The sequence below is a fragment of the Streptomyces dengpaensis genome, from assembly GCF_002946835.1.
Classification (GTDB): domain Bacteria; phylum Actinomycetota; class Actinomycetes; order Streptomycetales; family Streptomycetaceae; genus Streptomyces; species Streptomyces dengpaensis.
Window position 1 is genome coordinate 1887029 of sequence record NZ_CP026652.1, and the last position, 18861, is coordinate 1905889.

The 18861-nt window shown below is 71.3% G+C and carries 14 protein-coding genes and 1 pseudogene; 7 read left to right on the forward strand and 8 right to left on the reverse strand.

The window, feature by feature from the left end; genetic code table 11:
- Nucleotides 1–75 precede the first annotated feature (75 nt).
- Nucleotides 76–3087 (forward strand): alpha-mannosidase, encoded by a 3012-nt coding sequence (locus tag C4B68_RS08695; RefSeq protein ID WP_099498809.1) that lies wholly within the window; start codon nucleotides 76–78, stop codon nucleotides 3085–3087.
- An 802-nt stretch (nucleotides 3088–3889) separates the two neighbouring features.
- Here the strand turns inward: C4B68_RS08695 and C4B68_RS08700 are convergent.
- The gene (locus tag C4B68_RS08700) at nucleotides 3890–5326 is read right to left on the reverse strand and encodes a PP2C family serine/threonine-protein phosphatase (protein WP_099498810.1); all 1437 of its coding nucleotides are present in this window, start codon (nucleotides 5324–5326) and stop codon (nucleotides 3890–3892) included.
- A 314-nt stretch (nucleotides 5327–5640) separates the two neighbouring features.
- Here C4B68_RS08700 and C4B68_RS08705 point away from each other — a divergent pair, with 314 nt between their 5' ends.
- Nucleotides 5641–6621, forward strand: coding sequence for a helix-turn-helix transcriptional regulator (locus C4B68_RS08705; RefSeq protein ID WP_099498811.1), 981 nt, complete (start codon nucleotides 5641–5643; stop codon nucleotides 6619–6621).
- A gap of 36 nt (nucleotides 6622–6657) precedes the next feature.
- On the forward strand, nucleotides 6658–7140 hold the full coding sequence (locus tag C4B68_RS08710; RefSeq protein ID WP_099498812.1) for a DUF456 domain-containing protein: 483 nt from the start codon (nucleotides 6658–6660) through the stop codon (nucleotides 7138–7140).
- Nucleotides 7141–7160: 20 nt separating this feature from the next.
- Here the strand turns inward: C4B68_RS08710 and C4B68_RS08715 are convergent, their stop codons facing one another.
- The gene (locus C4B68_RS08715; protein ID WP_099498813.1) at nucleotides 7161–8465 is read right to left on the reverse strand and encodes an SGNH/GDSL hydrolase family protein; all 1305 of its coding nucleotides are present in this window, start codon (nucleotides 8463–8465) and stop codon (nucleotides 7161–7163) included.
- Between the two features lie 178 nt (nucleotides 8466–8643).
- On the opposite strand from C4B68_RS08715, the gene C4B68_RS08720 reads away from it, so the two are divergent.
- Together C4B68_RS08720 and C4B68_RS08725 are read left to right on the forward strand one after the other, a co-directional pair.
- On the forward strand, nucleotides 8644–9012 hold the full coding sequence (locus C4B68_RS08720; RefSeq protein WP_099498814.1) for a PPOX class F420-dependent oxidoreductase: 369 nt from the start codon (nucleotides 8644–8646) through the stop codon (nucleotides 9010–9012).
- 145 nt (nucleotides 9013–9157) lie between these two features.
- Nucleotides 9158–9889, forward strand: a pseudogene (locus tag C4B68_RS08725) (Type 1 glutamine amidotransferase-like domain-containing protein); the annotation flags it as partial.
- Between the two features lie 165 nt (nucleotides 9890–10054).
- On the opposite strand, the gene C4B68_RS44375 reads toward C4B68_RS08725, so the two are convergent.
- The 5 genes from C4B68_RS44375 to C4B68_RS08750 form a co-directional block, all read right to left on the reverse strand.
- Complete coding sequence (locus C4B68_RS44375; RefSeq protein ID WP_338059732.1) at nucleotides 10055–10654, reverse strand: SMI1/KNR4 family protein; 600 nt, start codon at nucleotides 10652–10654, stop codon at nucleotides 10055–10057.
- 42 nt (nucleotides 10655–10696) lie between these two features.
- Nucleotides 10697–12094, reverse strand: a complete 1398-nt coding sequence (locus C4B68_RS08735; RefSeq protein ID WP_099499036.1) for a bifunctional transcriptional activator/DNA repair enzyme AdaA — start codon at nucleotides 12092–12094, stop codon at nucleotides 10697–10699.
- A 188-nt stretch (nucleotides 12095–12282) separates the two neighbouring features.
- Nucleotides 12283–13446: a ribosome small subunit-dependent GTPase A gene (gene rsgA / locus C4B68_RS08740; RefSeq protein ID WP_099499037.1), complete on the reverse strand. Its 1164-nt coding sequence runs from the start codon at nucleotides 13444–13446 to the stop codon at nucleotides 12283–12285.
- Between the two features lie 679 nt (nucleotides 13447–14125).
- Nucleotides 14126–14377, reverse strand: coding sequence for a hypothetical protein (locus C4B68_RS08745; RefSeq protein WP_099498816.1), 252 nt, complete (start codon nucleotides 14375–14377; stop codon nucleotides 14126–14128).
- Nucleotides 14378–14625: 248 nt separating this feature from the next.
- Nucleotides 14626–15195 carry a TetR/AcrR family transcriptional regulator gene (locus C4B68_RS08750; protein WP_099498817.1) on the reverse strand — a complete coding sequence of 190 codons (570 nt, stop codon included), beginning with the start codon at nucleotides 15193–15195 and terminating at the stop codon, nucleotides 14626–14628.
- A gap of 189 nt (nucleotides 15196–15384) precedes the next feature.
- On the opposite strand from C4B68_RS08750, the gene C4B68_RS08755 reads away from it, so the two are divergent.
- On the forward strand, nucleotides 15385–16245 hold the full coding sequence (locus tag C4B68_RS08755) for an AAA family ATPase (protein ID WP_099498818.1): 861 nt from the start codon (nucleotides 15385–15387) through the stop codon (nucleotides 16243–16245).
- Nucleotides 16242–17612, forward strand: coding sequence for a VWA domain-containing protein (locus C4B68_RS08760; RefSeq protein ID WP_099498819.1), 1371 nt, complete (start codon nucleotides 16242–16244; stop codon nucleotides 17610–17612). Before C4B68_RS08755 ends, C4B68_RS08760 begins: the two co-directional genes overlap by 4 nt.
- A gap of 96 nt (nucleotides 17613–17708) precedes the next feature.
- Here the strand turns inward: C4B68_RS08760 and C4B68_RS08765 are convergent, their stop codons facing one another.
- Complete coding sequence (locus C4B68_RS08765; RefSeq protein ID WP_099498820.1) at nucleotides 17709–18410, reverse strand: SDR family oxidoreductase; 702 nt, start codon at nucleotides 18408–18410, stop codon at nucleotides 17709–17711.
- Between the last annotated feature and the right edge of the window lie 451 nt (nucleotides 18411–18861).

The window sequence follows — 18861 nt, forward strand, 5'->3', positions numbered from 1 at the left end:
GTGTCCACGGGTACGCGGTAACTCCGTGGGGAAGTGACACTGGGGACAGAGCCGTCCGAGCGCCGAGGAGCCGCTGTGCACGACGACCGTTCGCTGGTGGAGGGGCGCCTGGAGCGCGCCCTGCGGCAGTTCCTGCGCCCCGCGCAGTACGCCGACCGAGTGCCGCTGGTGCTGTCCGCGTGGCATGTGCCCGGCGAGCCAGTGCCCGTGGACCAGGCGCTGCAGGCCGCGTACGAGCCCTTCACGGCCGGCACGGTCTGGGGAAAGCCCTGGTCGACGAGTTGGTTCCGCATCGAGGGCCGGGTGCCCGAGGAGTGGGCGGGCCGCCGGGTGGAGGTGGTGATCGACCCCGGGTTCACGGGTGACGGACCCGGATTCCAGGCGGAGGGGCTGCTGTACGACGCGGCGGGCGTCCCCCTCAAGGGCATCCACCCCCGCAACCGGCATCTGACCGTCGGGGCGCCCGCGCGGGGAGGCGAGGCCGTGCATCTGCTGCTGGAGGCGGCGGCCAACCCGGCCGTCCTGCACGGATTCGAGCCGACGCCCCTCGGGGACGTGCTGACCGCGGGCGATCGGCCCATCTACCGATTCGCCGCTGCCGATCTCGCCGTACTCGACGAGGACGTCTGGGCCCTCGTGCTCGACATCGAGGTCCTGTCGGAGCTGATGCACGAGCTGCCCGCGGACGGGTCGCGGCGGCACGAGATCCTGCGGGCGCTGGAGAACATGCTGGACGCCCTCGACCTGCACGACGTGTCCGGTACGGCGGCCGCCGCGCGCGCCGAGCTGACGGACGTCCTGTCCCGGCCCGCCTCGGCGAGTGCGCACCGGATTTCTGCGGCCGGGCACGCCCACATCGACTCGGCGTGGCTGTGGCCGCTGCGCGAGACGGTCCGCAAGGCCTCGCGCACCTTCGCCAACGTCACCGCGCTGGCCGACGACTACCCGGAGCTGGTCTTCGCCTGCTCGCAGGCCCAGCAGTACGCCTGGGTCAAGGAGAACCAGCCGCACATCTGGGAGCGGATCAAGAAGGCGGTGGCGGAGGGGAACTGGGCTCCCGTCGGCTCCATGTGGGTGGAGTCGGACGCCAACATGCCGGGCGGTGAGGCGCTGGCCCGGCAGATCGTGCACGGCAAGCGGTTCTTCCAGGAGGAGCTGGGCGTCGAGACCGAGGAGATCTGGCTGCCGGACTCCTTCGGCTACACGGCCGCCTTCCCGCAGCTGGCGAAGCTCGCGGGCGTCCGCTGGTTCCTCACCCAGAAGCTGAGCTGGAACCAGTCCAACAAGATGCCGCACCACACCTTCTGGTGGGAGGGCATCGACGGCACCCGCGTCTTCACCCACTTCCCGCCCGTGGACACGTACAACTCTGAGTTCCACGCCCGCGAACTCGCCCACGCGGAACGCAACTTCGCCGACAAGGGCCGCGCCACCCGCTCGCTCGTCCCCTTCGGCTGGGGCGACGGCGGAGGCGGCCCGACCCGCGAAATGCTGGAGAAGGCACGGCGGTTGCGGTCCCTGGAGGGCTCGCCGCGCGTCGAGATCGAGAAGCCGTCGGCGTTCTTCGCGGCCGCCGAGGAGGAGTACGGGACTCACGCGCCGGTGTGGTCCGGCGAGCTGTATCTGGAGCTGCACCGGGCCACCTACACCACCCAGGCGAAGACCAAGCAGGGCAACCGCAGGTCGGAACACGCCCTGCGCGAGGCCGAGTTGTGGTGCGCGACGGCCGCCGTACGCGATCCGTCGTACGCCTACCCGTACGACGCCCTCGACCGGCTGTGGAAGACGGTGCTGCTGCACCAGTTCCACGACATCCTGCCGGGCTCGTCGATCGCCTGGGTGCACCGGGAGGCACGCGACACGTACGCGCGGGTGCTGGAGGAGCTGGAGGAGATCACGGCGGATGCGGTACGGGCACTGGGGCCGGGCACTCCCGCCGTGCTGAACGCCTCACCGTACGGACGCACGGAAGTGGTCGGGGACCGGCTCGTGACGGTACCGGGGCTGGGCAGTGCGGAGGTCGCGGCCGCCCGGTCCGGCGATACCGTCGGGGTGGAACGGCTCGGCGACACGATCGTGCTGGAGAACGCCTGGCTGCGGGTCACGGTCGACCGTGACGGACTGCTCAGCTCCGTGCAGGATCTCGCGCGCGGCCGGGAGGTGCTCTGCGGCCCCGGCAATCTGCTGCAACTCCACCCCGACCATCCCAACGCCTGGGACGCCTGGGACATCGACCGGCACTACCGGCGCAGGCACACGGACCTGACGGCCGCCGAGTCGGTGGAGCTCGTGGAGAGCGGGCCACTGCGGGCCGTGGTGCGCGTCGTCCGGGCCTTCGGCTCGTCCCGCGTCACGCAGGAGGTCAGCCTGACGGCCGCGAGCCGTCGCCTCGACATCGTGACGGACATCGACTGGCGGGAGTCCGAGAAGGTCCTCAAGGCCGCCTTCCCGATCGACGTGCACGCCGAACGCTCCGCCGCCGAGATCCAGTTCGGGCATGTGCACCGCCCCACCCACACCAACACCGGCTGGGACGCCGCCCGTTTCGAGATCTGCGCGCACCGCTGGCTGCGGGTCGCGGAGGAGTCGTACGGGGTCGCCGTGCTCAACGACTCGACGTACGGCCACGATGTGACCCGCACGCCGCATGCCGACGGCCTCGGCACCACCGTACGGCTGACCCTCCTGCGCGCCCCGCACAGCCCGGACCCGGAGACGGATCTGGGCACGCACCGGTTCACGTACGCGCTGTTGCCGGGAGCGGGGGTCGGGGACGCCGTCGCGGAGGGGCTGGCCCTGAATCTGCCCCTGCGGACGGCCGAGGTGCCGCCGCTCGAACCGCTGGTGAGCGTCGACGATCCGGCTGTCACCATCGAGTCGGTCAAGCTCGCGGAGGACCGCAGCGGCGATGTGGTGGTCCGGCTGTACGAGTCGCGGGGCGGCCGGGCGCGGTGCGAACTGGCCGCCGGCTTCCCGGTGACCCGTACCGAGGTGACGGACCTGCTCGAACGGCCCCTGTACGAGACGGCGGGCCCGTTCACCCTGCGGCCGTTCGAGATCCGCACGCTGCGGTTGCGCCCCGCCTAGGACGCGGGCGCGCTCCTTGCCGCCGGTGCCCTTGTCACCGATGTGGATGATCTTGTGGCTGCCGCGGGTCATGTCGACCACCAGCTTGGTGGTGTCCGTACCGCTCCAGGTGAGGGTGACGACGGCCTCCGTGTAGTCGGCGGTGCCGTGGTCGCTGGTGCGGGTCCGCCCTCCCGACCCCCGTGGCGGGAGGGCGGCCCTGGTCGTGCGGTCAGTGGAGCTTGTTCATCGAGCATTGGGATCTGTTTCGCGCGGAGGGTTCGCCATCAGGCGTCGGTGGTTCGCCGGGGTCACGCCCGGGTGCTCCTTATTCAGCCAACCTGAGACGGCGTGGTACGACTTCTGCGCGAGGACAAGCGAAACCATCTCGTCAACTGTCGACGCTGTTTCCTCGTGGCGCCCAAGCCACCATCCCTCACCCTCTTCCGGGTGCGGGACGGGCATCCGACCGAAGGGAATTCGGCCGCCCGCCCAGCGGCCCACGCTTCGGAGGTATTCGTGAGCCCTTGCGTCCGTTCCTGAATCGCCTGGACTTCCATCTGCGCAGCGAACGCAAGGATCATCAGAATGAGTTCCGACATGGGGGACGTCATGTCGAGTTCGAGCTTTCCACCGCCTGGCCCCTCGGCGAAGCTAAGCGGCGCCGGGGAAGTGCGGGTGCGTTCCCGCGTCGTTCGGTGCGTGCTCTCGGCGTGCCGGGCGAAGGTCCTCGTAGCGGAGCTACTTGGGCCTTTGGCCGGTGCGGCGAGAGTGCGTGCCGGGCGGCGTGGGTGCGTGCCTGAACTTCCTCGGGGTCGCTTAGTCACGCCTCCCAAACTGCCGCGGCCGTACGGTCGTCCGCGTACCCCTTGACCCTGACCTGGGTGTCGGCGAGGAACGCGGCGAGGCCGGGTGGGTTGGGCCCGGACCACCGGGTCGTCAGGTAGCGGCACAGCCCGGGTTCGCTGCGCAGCGGCTCTGCCAGGCCGCCGCTGCAGAGCAGGAGTGTGTCACCCGGGCGGGCGACGGAGGCACGGAACCGGAAGGGGTCGTGGGGCGGCGCGGGCGCGGGCTCGTACGGGCTCGGGGGTGTGGTGATGCCCAGGTCCATGGTGAGCCGGTCGCCCTCGGGGGTCTCGTGGGGCAGCGATCCGAAGCCGACGACGGCCTCGCCGGCGGCGTCCGCGCCCCGCGGCTCGATGTCCTGCCACTCGCCGCCCCTGAGCCGGAACAGGCCGCCCGCGCCGACGCCGAAGAAGACGCGCGTACGGCACTCCGGGTCGGCGGGCAGCAGCAGACAGCGCAGACTGGCGGTGTACTCCTCGGGTTCGATGCCCTGTTCGGCCGCGCTCGCCCGCAGCTTGCCGAGGCTGCGGTCGGTGAGCCGGTGCAGCCCCGACTTCAGGTCCCCGCGCCGGGCGGCCCGGATGTCCTCGGCCAGCCGTGCGTGGCTGCGGCCCACTGCCCGCCCGATCCACTGGCACGCCTCGGCGGCCGCCCGGTGGGCGCCGGACGTGGCCCGGGCACCGGTCGCCATCGCCACCAGCACGAGCGCCTGCTCCCCCGCCCCGAACCGGGCAGTGAGCAGCGAGTCCCGGCGCGGCTCGCCCCGGTAGCGCGCGGAGTCCCCGCGCACGGACACGGCCCGCAGGGTGCTCGTGCCGTAGCGCGCCCCGTCCAGCACGGTGTCGGCGACCAGGTCGTCGAGGTCGTCCGGGTCGGCGGCCGGGAGCGCGGTGGGTTCGGCGTCATAGGTGGGCGGGCCCGAGCCGACGTAGTCGACGGTGGTGGCACGGGGGGCCGCGGCGACCGCGGGGGCCGAGGCGTCGGCAGGGGCCGGTGGCGCGTCCGCGGGCTCCATCGAGGCGGGTTCCATCGACGCGGGTTCCATCGAGGCGGGCTCCTGCGCGCGGAATCCCGGCGGTTTCGGCCCGGTCGGGAAGGTCGCGGAAGCCGGCGCTTCGGCGGGCGGGGGCTCCCAGGGGGCGGGCCGCGGCCCCGGTCCGGGCGAGTCCCCGGACGCGGGGGCAGCGCGCTGCCCGGGCACGGCGGAAGACCGCGCCGGCCGCGGCGGGACTTCGCGCCCAGGCGTGTCCGGTGGTGCGGCGATCCCGGGCCCCACCGTCCCGGCCGCCGAGGCGAACCGGTCGTCCAGGGAATCGGCCACGGCTGCGGGCCCCGTGTCGTCGGTGGAGTCGTCGTACAACTCCCCCCACCAGTCGTCCTCGTGACCGTCGGGCTTGTCCCCCTGCTGGCTCATGCCCCTAATTGTCCACCGCAGGAGCCGGATGAAAACGGGGCATCCGGAAAAACCGGCCAGGGGACTGGTTGTCGAACGGCGTGTCGGACGCGATGTCGAACGCCGAGACGAGCGTGCGCTCGCGTGACCGGGCCCGGCGCATGTCGCGGGCGGCGGTGATGCGGCGTCACGATGGCGGGTACCGCGGTGACGTGAGCTTGGCGGAGAGGTGGGTGGTGCGGCCATGATGTGGCGAGGCGGGTGCGCGCCGTGGCTGTTTTCCGCCGTGGACGCCATCGGCCCGCCGGAACGGATCCTGGGGAGGACATCGCCGCATGCTGGCAGCGATAGGTCTGGACGAGACGCACGAGTCGGCGTACCGGGCGCTGGTGTCCGTGGGCGCCGCCGACGTGCCCGATCTCGCACGGCGGCTCACGCTCGGCGAGTACGACACAGAGCGCGCCCTGCGCCGGCTGGAGCGGCACGGTCTCGCCGCCCAGTCGTCCGCCCGCCCTGGCCGCTGGGTCGCGGCGCCGCCCGGGGTCGCGCTCGGCGCGCTGCTCACCCAGCAGCGGCACGAGCTGGAGAAGGCGGAGCTTGCGGCCGCGCTGCTCGCCGAGGAGTACCGCGCGGCCGCCGCCGAGCCCGCGGTGCACGACCTGGTCGAGGTGGTGATCGGCGCGGCGGCGGTCGCGCAGCGGTTCCTCCAGCTCCAGCTCGGCGCGAGCGACGAGGTGTGCGCGCTGGTGACCGGGAACCCGATGGTCGTCTCCGGTATGGACAACGACGCGGAGGAGCAGGCCGCCGAGCGGGGTGTCGGCTACCGCGTCGTCGTCGAGCGGGCCGTTCTCGACCGGCCCACCGGGATCATCGAGCTGTCCGCCGCGCTCGGCCGCGAGGAGCAGGTGCGGGTCGTGGACAAGGTGCCGACGAAGCTGGTGATCGCCGACCGGACGCTCGCGATGGTGCCGCTCACCTCGCACACGTCGGAGCCCGCCGCCCTCGTCGTCCACGCGAGCGGGCTCCTGGAGCTGCTGTCGGGGCTGTTCGAGTCGGTCTGGCGCGACGCGCTGCCGCTGCGGCTCGGCGGCCTGGGCGTGGTGGAACGGGAACCGGACGGCCCGGACGGCACCGACCTGGAGATCCTCTCCCTCCTGCTCGCCGGGCTGACCGACGCGAGCGTCGCCAAGCAGCTCGATCTGGGCCTGCGGACCGTGCAGCGCCGGGTGAAACGGCTGATGGAGCTGACGGGCGTGACGACGCGGCTGCAGCTCGGCTGGCACGCGTACGAGCGTGGCTGGGTGGCGCGAGACTGACCTGCGTTCTCGCGCTCGCTCCGTCACCCTGGTCAGATGGACGTGTGGGAACTCCTGCTGGTCGGCGTGGTGATCCTGCTCGGCCTTGCCGGAGTGCTGGTGCCCGGCGTGCCGGGGTCGTGGCTCGTCTGGGCCGCGGTCCTGTGGTGGGCGTTGGGCGACCCGCAGGCCCTGTCCTGGGGCGTGCTGGTGGGCGCGACCGCCGTCCTGCTGCTGGCCCAGGCGATCCGCTGGGCGCTGCCTCCCCGGCGGCTGCGGGACAGCGGCGCCACCCCCCGAATGGGTGTGTACGCCGGAGCCGGGGCGCTGGTCGGCTTCTTTCTGCTGCCGGTGATCGGCGCGATTCCCGGCTTCGTCGCCGGGCTCTTTCTCCACGAGCGGCTGCGCCTGGGCGGGCACGGGCAGGCGTGGGCGGCGGTGCGGACGTTGATGCGGGCGGGCGGATGGAGCGTGTTGACGGAGTTGTTCGCCTGCCTACTGATCCTGGGGGCGTGGCTGGGAGCTGTCATCTGGGGCTAGCGGTCATCTGGGGCTAGACGTCATCTGGGGATGAGGCCCGCCGTCCGGTCCGGCAGCGGTTGCCTCTCCAGGAATGCGTACGGGGTGAGGGTCGCCAGGTCGATGGTGTCGGCCATCGCCTTCATGCCCGCGTCGTTGAAGTGGAGGTGGTCGCCGGGGTCGTAGGCGGGGTGAATGCGGTGCGGGGCGGACGGGTCGCGCACGGCTGCGTCGAAATCCGCGACCCCGTCGAAGAGTCCGCGCGTACGGATGACGGCGTTGACCGCCTGACGTACGGCCTCGCGGGCCGGTGTGTACGCGTCATGACCGCCGTACGGGGTGAGCGTGGCGCCGACGACGCGGATGCCGCGCGCGTGGGCGCTGTCCACGATGTGGCGGTACGCGTCCTCGAAGGTGTCGGGGTCCGTCTGCTCCGGGGTGCCCTTGATGTCGTTGATGCCCTCCATCACGATCATCGCGCGGACGCCGGTGCGGGAGAAGACGTCGGTGTCGAGGCGGGACAGGGCGCTCGGGCCGCGCCCGTCGAGCAGGACGCGATTCCCGGCGATCCCCGCGTTGAGGACGCCGAGCCGACGGGACGGCGAAAGGCCGCGCAGCTGGTCGGCGAGCAGATCGGGCCAGCGCTGGTTGGCGCTGAGGGTCGATCCGGTCCCGTCGGTGATGGAGTCGCCGAGTGCGACCACGCTGCCGACGGCGGGCGCGCCGAGCACGTCGACGCCGGTCACGTAGTACCAGTTGCCGAGGCCGACGGTGTAGGCGGTGCCGCTCTCGTCGGCGGTCCAATCGCCCTTGAGGGCGACGAAGTTGGCCTGGAGTGCGGAGCGGTGGTACGTCGCCGGGCCCGAGTCGGCGGGGGTGTGCAGCGAGATCAGGAGGTTGGAGTCTGCGGGGACCGCGAGGGCGACGGGGTCGCTGACCAGGTCTGTGCCCGCGGGGATCGTCACCGAACTGGCGCCGGCGAAGGTGACGGTACGCAGGGAACCGGGGACGGCCGCCGGACTCGCGGGCGCGCCCCCCTGTTGCAACGCGAGGGTGACGGCGCCGAGTTGAAGCGGCGCGGTGCCGAGCCGGTTCGAGAAGCGGACGCGCGCGGCACGGCCGCCGACGCTGGTGTGCACGACGTTGCGGATCGAGGCGCCGGGCAGCGCGGGGCCGGTGCCGGAGGCGGCGGCTTCCCAGGTGCCGGTCCAGGTCTGGGCCGCGACGGGCTCGGCCGCGCCGTCCCCGGGCGCGGACTGCGCGTCGGCGATCCCGGTCGGCGGAGTGAGGATCACTGTGGTCACCAGGGTGACGAGGAGGTGCCGGACCTTGATCGCGCGGGTCATGGGGGCATGGTTTCCCAGACCGCCGGCCCCCACAACGCACTGTCACACGAATGGGCGCACCCGTACGAACGTCCGCCCCTGCCCCGCTACTTCCTCCTCCTCCCGCAGTCCCCGTACTCCCCCGGACCTAGGGCCAGGATCCGATGCGGTGTGGGTGCGGGAGTGTTTGGCTGCTGCCATGACCGAATTCAGCGAGGCCGAGCGCGCGTACCTCACGTCACAGCGACTGGGGCGGCTTGCCACCGTCGACCCCCATGGGCAGCCGCAGGCGAACCCCGTCGGCTTCTTCCCGCAGGAGGACGGGACGATCCTGATCGGCGGCTATGCGATGGGCACCACGAAGAAGTGGCGCAATCTGCGGAAGAACCCGAAGGTCGCCCTCGTCGTCGACGACATCGTCAGCGTACGGCCGTGGAAAGTGAGAGGCGTCGACATCCGAGGGGAGGCCGAACTCCTCACCGGACCCCACGACTTGGGTCCGCACTTCAGCGAGGAGCTGATCCGCATCCACCCGAAGCGGATCCACAGTTGGGGGCTGGAGGACTGAGTGCTCTTGCGGGGCAGGGCAGTTGGAGCCCGGCGGCGTGAGCGCGGCCGGGCTCACGGCAGTTGGGGACTGCCGTCCTGAGCGCCTTGTGGGGCAGGACAGTCGAAGATCAGGTGCCGAGGCGGGCTTGGTAGGGTCACCGACCATGACCGCCACGGAGCCCACCATCCTGGCCACTTCGGGTGGTCACCGCGTCGGAGACCGCACCCGGGTGACGTTCGACGCCCTCGTTCACCACGCCGTGGAGCTGGCGGAGGTCCAGGGCCGCCGCCCCCGCGTCATGTACGTCGGCACGGCGATCGGCGACGCCGAACACTTCACCACCCGCATGAGCGAGGCGTCGCGCGTCGCGGGCTTCGACCTGACCCCGCTCACCCTCTTCCCCATGCCGAACCTCAAGGACGTCGAGGGGGCGGTGCTCGAACAGGACGTCGTGTGGGTCATGGGCGGTTCGGCGGCCAACCTGCTCGCCGTGTGGCGCGTCCACGGACTCGACGCGATCTTCCGGCGCGCGTGGGAGGCCGGAGTCGTGCTCAGCGGGGTGAGCGCGGGGTCGATCTGCTGGTTCCGGGGCGGCACCACGGACTCCTTCGGCCCCGAACTGCGCCCGCTCACCAACGGACTGGGCTACCTGCCGTACGGCAACGGCGTCCATTACGACAGCGACCAGGGCCGCCGCCCACTGATCCACCGACTCGTCGCCGACGGCACCCTGCCCGTCACCCACTGCACGGACGACGGCGTGGGCCTGGTGTACCGGGGCACCGAACTCGCCGAGGCCGTGACAGAGATACCGGGCAAGGGCGCGCACGTGGTGAGCGGCGAGGGCGACTTGGCGGTGGAAAAGCGGATCGAGCCACGCGTGTTGCCGTCTCCGCGGGACTCGAGCGTGCCTCAGCCCGCACGGCTCGCTCACCGCGTCCCAGAAGTCGTTGAGTGTCTCGATCAGCCGACCGCGCAGGTCAACGATCAGCTCGCTGTCCGTCATCGCAGCAGACCACTGAATCCCGCGATGCGATCAACAACCTGGCCCAGGTCATTTTCAGGGCAGGAATTCGTAGAACGGGCGGTCTGGCGCGAAGTTGCGAGAACACAGCGTCACGTCCCTACCACTGAGATAAGCCAGCAACCAGTCGCTGAACGTCATCTCGTAGAGAGTCCAGGCAGGACTGTCGAACTCCTGGACCACGACTCGCCAGGGCGACGAGGGCTCGTCAGGAACGCGAAGGAAAACTGCTTCCCCCGTCGTGGCCGATGCCACCGGTATCACCTCACCGGGGTTCGCCCCTGCCCGACTGGGCAGGAACTCGGCCATGTCCTCGTCGCGCCAGAGCTCGAGATCCCCCCTGATGTTCTCTCCGAGACTGTGCAGAAGATGACCGGCGGGATGCGTCAGATACAACTGCCCGTTGACCTCGATCGAACCGTAGGCGTCCACGATCTCACGGAAGTCCGCAGGAAATTCGATACCGAGTTCCCGCTCCAGTTCGATCCACGGAGCCGGATCCGACCAGTTGAACCGGGGTTCGCCCAACAGGGCTGTGATCTCTGGAAGCGTTGCCACCACTAGGCTCCTTGTAGCACGTCGAGCCGCATCCCCACCGGAACGGTGGCAGGAACGGCCGAATGAGGGTCTCCGCATACGGGCACGACCTGACCAGCCCCGCCACGAATCACTGACCGGTCAAGGAGACAGGCTCGAGGCCAGGTCGTCAAACTCCCGTACGTCCCTGAGGTGTTGCGCGGCATAGGAACGCCACGGGCGCCAGGCATCCGGTACGTCCTCGCCGGGCGGGGCCACGTCGGGATCGCCGAGGGCGCGGGTGCGGATGACGGCGGCGGTGCGGTCGTCCATGCCGGGCAGCGCGAGCAGCGCCTCCTGCGCGTCGTCGCGGTCGGCGCCCGCGTCGAGCCGCAGGGTCCCGTCGGCGAGGGCGGCGGTCAGAGCGCCGAGGATGCCGTCCGGCTCGGCCTCGGCGAGTACGGCCGGTTCCGGGAACACATGGGTGAGCGTGCCGCACGGGGCGTCCAACGCCTTCCCGTACCGCTCCACCAGCCGCTCGGCCTCCGCCACCCCCACCAGCGCCCGCACCGCCAGCTCGTCCGGGTCGGCGGCGCCCGGCGAACGCAGCCCCGGACGCGCGACGACCAGCGGCCCCAGCCGGGGGTCGGCGCCCAACCGCTCGTCGACGGCGTAGGGATCGGCATCGAGGTCGAACAGCCTGCGCAGCCGCTGGACGGCGGTGGTGAGATCACGGAGATCGGTGAGATGCAGCCGGGCGTCGAGCCAGCCGCCGGGCCCACCCGGCCGCTCCTCGACGGCGACGATTCCCGTGCCGTACGGGAGTCGGAGGGTGCGCCGGTACGTGCGGTGGCCGCGGGCCCCGCTGACGTCCTCGACCCCGGTGATCGCCTCGGCGGCGAGCAGATCGAAGACGGCGGTGGACTGGTACGGCCCCCGGTAGGCGAGCCGGAGGGGAAGCCCGGCGCTGGGGGTGGCCGCTCGCCGCGCGGCGGAGCCGGCACGCGGGGCGGCCGCGCGCAGCTCGCTCGGCGTCGAGGCGTACACCGCACGGATCGTGTCGTTGAACTGGCGCACGCTGGCGAACCCCGCCGCGAACGCGATCTGCGTGATCGGAAGGTCGGTGGTCTGCAGCAGTACCCGCGCGGTGTGAGCACGCTGGGCGCGAGCCAGGGCGACCGGGCCCGCGCCGACCTCCGCGGTGAGCTGCCGTTGCACCTGGCGGGCGCTGTACCCGAGGCGCACCGCGAGACCGCCGACGCCCTCGCGGTCGACGACGCCGTCGCCGATCAGGCGCATGGCCCGGCCGACGACGTCCGCCCGTACATTCCACTCCGCCGAACCGGGTACGGCGTCCGGCCGGCATCTGCGACAGGCCCGGAAGCCGGAGCCCTGCGCGGCGGCCGCCGTGGCGTAGAACCGGACGTTCTGCCGCTTCGGGGTCACCGCGGGGCAGCTCGGCCTGCAGTAGATCCCCGTCGTCGCGACGGCGAAGAAGAACTCCCCGTCGAACCGGGCATCCCGGCTCCGCACGGCCTCGTACCTGCTGTCTTCGTCGATCACACATCCCAGTGTGCGCCGGGGGCCGCGAGAGGGCTGGCGGAAATCAGACACAACGGACTGAAAGTCAGCCCCTCCGGCGTTTGAGGAGCGGGGTCTGGGGCGCGGGATCCATCAGCGGCTCCGCCGCGGGCCCAGGTACGGGACGGACAGGGGCGGACGGGGCGAAAAACCCTCCGCCCCCAGGCCTAGTGCCAACGCCCCCGCTTGGCCTCCATGGCGGCCCGCCCCTCCGCCCCCTTCCGCTTCCAGTCCCGCCGGATCTCGGCCCGCACCCGCGCATCCGTCTTGGCGACGATCCGCTGGTTCTCACGCAGCAGCTTGCGATAGCTGTCGAGGCGACGTTCGGGAAGAACACCGGACTCGACGGCGGAGAGGACAGCGCAGCCGGGCTCGGCGGCATGCGCGCAGTCATGGAAGCGGCACTCCGCGGCGAGCGACTCGATCTCGGAGAACACCTGCCCGACCCCGGTCTCGGCATCCCAGAGACCGACACCCCGCAGCCCCGGGGTGTCGATGAGCACGCCCCCGCCCGGCAGGACGAGGAGGTTACGGGTCGTCGTGGTGTGCCGGCCCTTGCCGTCCACGTCCCGCGCGGCCCGCACATCCATGACGTCCTCGCCGAGCAGCGCGTTCGCGAGGGTCGACTTCCCCGCCCCGGACTGCCCGAGAAGCACGGACGTACCGCCGGCGAGGACGGCCTCGAGCACATCGAGGCCCTCGCCCTTCGACGAGCTGACCGGCAGCACGGGCACGCCCGGCGCCGTCGTCTCGACGTCCTGGACGAGATGCCCGAGCGTCACCGCGTCCGGCACGAGGTCGGCCTTGGTGAGGACGACCACGGGCTGCGCGCCGGACTCCCAGGAGAGTGCCGACTTATGCAGCAGTGCCTCACCGCTCGAACAGGACATGGCCAGCGCCAGGAACCGCTCGATCCGCCCGAGGTCGAGTTCGACCGCGAGCGACACACAGATGACGACGTGATCGACGTTGGTGGCCAGCACCTGACCCTCGGAACGCTTCGACGAGGTCGAGCGCACGAAGGCGGTGCGGCGAGGCAGAAGCGTCCGCACGTACCGCGGGTCGCTGCCTTCGGGATCGACCGCGACCCAGTCCCCCGTGCACACGACCTTCATCGGGTCGCGGGGAACCACGAACTCGGTGTCGGCACGGATGACGCCGCCGGTAGTGACGACATCGCACTGCCCGCGGTCGACACGTACGACCCGGCCGGGCAGAAGACCCTGCTCAGCGAACGGCGTGAACTCGGCCTCCCAGTCCGCGTCCCAGCCGTACGGCAGGAGCGAACGTGAGGAAGACGAGGACGAACCCAGGAGAGAAGAGAAAGACAAGGGGTGACCCTTCACAAGGGTGGCCCCGGCACCGCGCTCACTGGCGCGGGAAGAAAGTGGTCAGCCGGCGGCCACGGAGGTGGACTTGACGAACTTCTGGTTGCGGGCAGCGCCCATCGCAAAGACAGTCATCGGGTCACACCTCCTGCTCGTCACTCGGCCTGCAGCGGAAGCCAACGGCCACCGCTCGATTCGCGCCCACCATAGAGGCACACGAACGTCGAGTGCCACGGAATATCGCTCAGCCTTCCGCCGACAGGCTATGAAACATCTCCAGTGGGGCCCCATGCTCGACCGCGAGGGACACGAGGCGGGCGCCGCGGGCCGCCCGCGCCGCCAGTCCGATTTTGGGGTCAACGCGGCAATCCTGGCGGCCCGTCAGCGGACCGCCGTGTCGGTTTGCCGTGGAGGGGATGTGATGAGCTTGCAACGTGGGCAAGTGGCGCTCTTCACAGAGGTGTTGGCCCTGCAACCACCGCCCGTCCCCCGTGACACACCAGGTCCACGGGGCGCTGAAGAGAGTGACCCCGGGCGGGGTCAGGGCGCCTGCACTCCGGGGGGAGGCTCGCGGGCGCCGTCGTGCAGGGGCAGACCCGTTTACCCCCCCCGTGGCGGGTCTGCCCTTGCCCGCATGAAGCGGCCCGGGCGACGAAACGTGGCAGGACGCCCGGGCTTTCCGTCACGGTGTCGCCGGCCACACCTCGGGGGCTCCGCCGCGCCACTCGATCAGTAGCGTGGCGTCTGGCCAGGCGCCGGTTCCCATCCGGTAGGCCCGTCTGCCGGGCAAGCGAAAGCTCCCCTCGTGGAACACCTGCTGCGGCGCCGTCCCGAACCGGTGCGAGCAGACCCGGCCCCACGGGGAGCGGGCATCGATCAGGTACGCGCAGAACAGCTGCAGCGTGACCTCGTAACTCCGCGGCGTGGACTCCACGATCGGCCGCGTCCCCGAGCGGAGATTTGCCCTTTCCGAGCCAAAGCCGCCGGTGACGGCAGACGAGTCGGGCAGTACGCCGGAGACAGCATCGGCGTTCACGAAAGCGGCCGCCGGGCTGCGCGGATGCTCTGCGGGACCAGGGGCCGCGCACGCCAGCGGCCCGGGGCGGTGGCGCCGGCCGCGTGAGCAGGACCATCCAGCGCGAAGCCTCGGCCCGGGCGGGCCGTCTCTCGGGCGCGACGCGGCTACTCGACGCCCGCGGCGTCCAGCAGCACCGTCGCGGTCGTCGTGGTCAGCCCGTCGAGGGTCTCGACACGGGCGCCCGCGCGGGCGCTCGCGCCGTCGAAGACCAGCATCAACTGCCGGGCGAGGAGTTCGGGATCGGGCGCGCCACCTCGCTCGGCCTCGGCCCGGAACACCTTTTTGAGGCGCTGCTTGGCGCCGCCGGCGACCGCGCTCGCCGGGTGCTCGGGGTCCTTCAGTTCGACCAGCACGGCGAGGAAGGGGCAGCCGCGATACTCGGGCAGCGCCGACGCCTTCTCCAGCCGCTCGAAGACGCCCAGGATGCGCTCGCGCGGCGTCACGGCCTCCGCCGGATCGGGCGCGAGCTGCTCCTCGTACGGCGGAATCCGCCGTTCCAGGCTCGCCGCGAGGAGGTCGTCCTTGCCGGCGAAGAGCTGGTACATCGACCTCTTCGAGACACCGGCCGACCGGCACAGTGCCTCGATGCCGATGGAGACGCCGTCGCGGTAGGAGAGCTCGGCCGCCGCGTCCAGCAACCGGTCTCTCGGGGATGCCTTGTCTGTAGTGGCCATACGGGGAGGTTACCTCGCAAGAGGGAGCAAGGAAACCGATCGGTATACCGCTGCGCGAGCACCTTCACGCAGGACGCTGCGCGAGCACGCACACGCGTGACGCCGTGCGAGCACTCTCACACGTGACAGGTGGGTGAACAAGCGCTTAGATAGTGAGCCGATCTCGCCCGTGCCGAGCTGGAGGCCCCGTTGCTCTTCACATCCGTCGACGATGTCTCCGCACGCCTCGCCGAGACCGGCTATCTGGCGTCTCCCGCCGTCGCCACGACGGTCTTCCTGGCCGACCGCCTCGGCAAGCCGCTCCTGGTGGAGGGCCCCGCCGGTGTCGGCAAGACAGAACTCGCCAAGGCCGTCTCCGAGGTCGCCGGAGCACGACTGGTCCGGCTGCAGTGCTACGAGGGCGTCGACGAGTCCCGGGCGCTGTACGAGTGGAACCACGCCAAGCAGCTGCTGCGCATCAGCGCGGGCCGCGACGAGACGTGGGACGAGGCGCGCACCGACATCTTCAGCGAGGAATTCCTGCTGGCGCGCCCGCTGTTGACGGCGATCCGCGGCAACGAGCCCAAGGTGCTGCTGATCGACGAGACCGACAAGGCCGACGTCGAGGTGGAGGGCCTGCTGCTCGAGGTGCTCAGCGACTTCCAGGTCACCGTCCCCGAGCTTGGCACGATCACCGCGAGCAGCCGCCCCTTCGTGGTCCTCACCTCGAACGCGAGCCGCGAGCTGTCCGAGGCGCTGCGCCGCCGCTGTCTCTTCCTCCACATCGGCTTCCCGGACGAGGAGTTGGAGCGTCGCATCGTACGGCTGAAGGTGCCGCGTCTCGACGAGGCGCTGGCGGAGTCCGTGGTGCGGGTGGTCGGCGCGCTGCGCGAGATGGATCTGCGGAAGGTCCCCTCGGTCGCCGAGACGATCGACTGGGCTCGCACGCTGCTCGCGCTCGGCGCGGACACCCTCGACGAGAGCGTCGTGCACGACAGCCTCGGCGTGCTCCTCAAGCATCAGGACGACGTCCTCAAGGCGACCGCCAAGCTCGACCTGGACGCCGTGTGACCGCGCCGTCGGCCGATGTGGCGGAGCGGCTGACGGGTCTCGTCGGAGCGCTGCGCTCGCACGGGGTGCGGATCGGCACCGGGGAAACCCTGGACGCCGCACAGGCGTTGGAGGCACTCGGCCTCGCGGACCGGGAACGGCTGCGCGAAGGCCTCGCCGCCACCCTGCTCCACAGCACGGGGCAACGGCGGGTGTTCGACCCGGTCTTCGACGTGTACTTTCCGCGCCGCGTCGGGATGCCGTCGGACAGCGAAGCGCCACCCACCGACCGGGAGGACCTGCGCAGCCGGCTCGCGGCCGCACTTGCCGCCAACGACCGGGCGGCAATCGCCCAGTTGGCGGTCGAGGCGGTGGACGGCTTCGGCGGCTACGGATCCTCACCGGGGTCGGACGGCTGGTCGTCGTACCAGACGCTCGACCGGCTGCGTCCGCAGACGCTGATGGCGCGGGTCCGGGACAGCGTCCGGGCGCAGCGCGGCGGGGCGGGGTTCACCGACCGGCTGCTGGAGGACGAGATCCGGCAGCGCATCGAGGCCTTTCGTGCGCAGGTCGCCACGGAGGCACGGCGCCGGGTCGCCGAGCGGCGCGGCCGGGACGAGATCGCGCGCCGGGCGGTGGCCCCGACGGCCGAACGGGTCGACTTCCTGTTCGCGGGGCGGGCCCAACTCGCCGAGCTGCGCAGGGTGGTTCAGCCGCTCGCCCGCAAGCTGGCCACCCGGCTCGCCGCACGTCGCCGGCGGGCCGCCCGCGGCACCATCGACCTGCGGCGGACCCTGCGCGGGTCGCTGTCGACGGGCGGGGTGCCGATGCGCCCCGTGCTGCGCAGGCGCCGCCCCGTCCGGCCCGAATTGGTGCTGCTGTGCGATGTGTCGGGCTCGGTGTCAGGATTCTCGGACTTCACGATGCTGCTGGTTCAGGCGTTGCACGACCAGTTCAGCAAGGTGCGGGTGTTCGCGTTCGTCAACCGGATCGACGAGGTGACCGGGTTGCTGGTGCGGGGCGCCGCCGACGCGGACGGACTGAGCGCCCGTATCCGGTCCGAGGCGACCCTGACGGGCTGGCACGACAGCAGTGACTACGGCGTCGCGCTGGGCGAGTTCGACGAGCGGTACGCCGACGCGGTCGGGCCGCGCACGACCGTGTTCGTCCTCGGCGACGCCCGTACGAACATGAGCGACCCGAATCTCCCGGCCGTGCGGTACCTCTCCGAACGGGCCCGCCGCGTCTACTGGTTGAACCCGGAGCAGCGGTCCCAGTGGGGCACGGGCGACTCCGCCGCGCCCGCCTACGCCGAACTCGTCGAGATGCACGAGTGCCGCAACGCCCGGCAGCTCGGCGAGCTGATCGCCCGCCTGCTGCCGGTCTGACCGCCGAGGGCGAGCCCGACCGCCGAGGATCGCAACCGATCGCGCCGGGACCGGAACCGACCTCCGATCGTGCGACCACCGGCCGCTCTGGCGCGGCTACGCGACCAACTGCGGGTACAGCACGCCCGGATCCGCGGACAGCCCGGCCTTCACCTGCCGGGTGAGGTCGTCGGCCAGGACTTCGAAGGCACCAGACTCGATGCCGTCGAGGGCTTGCGCCGCGACGCCCTCGGGAGTGGACTTCGGCGCATCGATCTTCGCGGTCATGTCCGTGTCGACGTAGCCGACATGGAGTCCGGTGACCTCGATGCCGCGCGGCTTGAGGTCGAGGCGCAGGGAGTTGGTCTGTGACCAGAAGGCAGCCTTGGAAGCGCTGTAGGAGCCGGCGAGGCCGATCCACGACAGCACCGAGTGGACGTTGAGGATGTGGCCGCCGCCGTTGCGCTCGATGACCGGGACGAAGGCGCGCGTGACGAGGAGCGGGCCGTAGAAGTTCGTCTCGAACTCGCGGCGGACGTCGTCCACGGGCGAGTCCAGGAAGTTCGCGTTCACGGCCGCGCCGGCGTTGTTGATCAGGACGGTGACGTCCTGCGCCTGCTCGGCGGCCGCGGCGACGGACGCGGGATCACTCACTTCCAGCGCCAGCGGCACCGCGTCGGGGTGCGTGACCGTCCGGGGGTCACGCGCGGTCGCGTACACCTTCTTCGCCCCCCGCTCGTACAGGTCCTGCACCAGCGCCCGGCCGATACCGCGGCTACCGCCGGTGACGAGGGCGACTGAGCCTTCGATGGATGTCATGGGTACTCCTGGGAACGAGGAAACGAGAAACGAGAAACCGATCGGTTTACCTGCTCCACCGAGAGTAAACCGATCGGTTTCGCGCCGCAAGGCCGGCCCCACGCGGACGCGGATGCGCCCCCTTCCCGAGCGATCCGCCTCGCCGAGGCGCGAGAGGAGGCCCACGGTGTCCGAGGACCCGACCGCGGCTGCCCGTTTCCTGTACGAGGGGGGACGCTGAAGAACACCGCCCGCACCGGGTGGTGGATGCCGGCGTGCAGCACCCCGAGTCGTGGGGGACGGCAGGTTCGCCTTCGGCCAGAACATGCGGGAGGCCCTCCCAGGCAACCGAGCCATCGCAGTCACCGCTTCTGGAGTCGGCCGGGCAAGTCCGCCTCGCTCTCGTCCGGTTGAGGGAATCGTTCCCCAGTACGGCAGCAACGCCCGGGGAGACGCACGAGCCCCCGGGCGG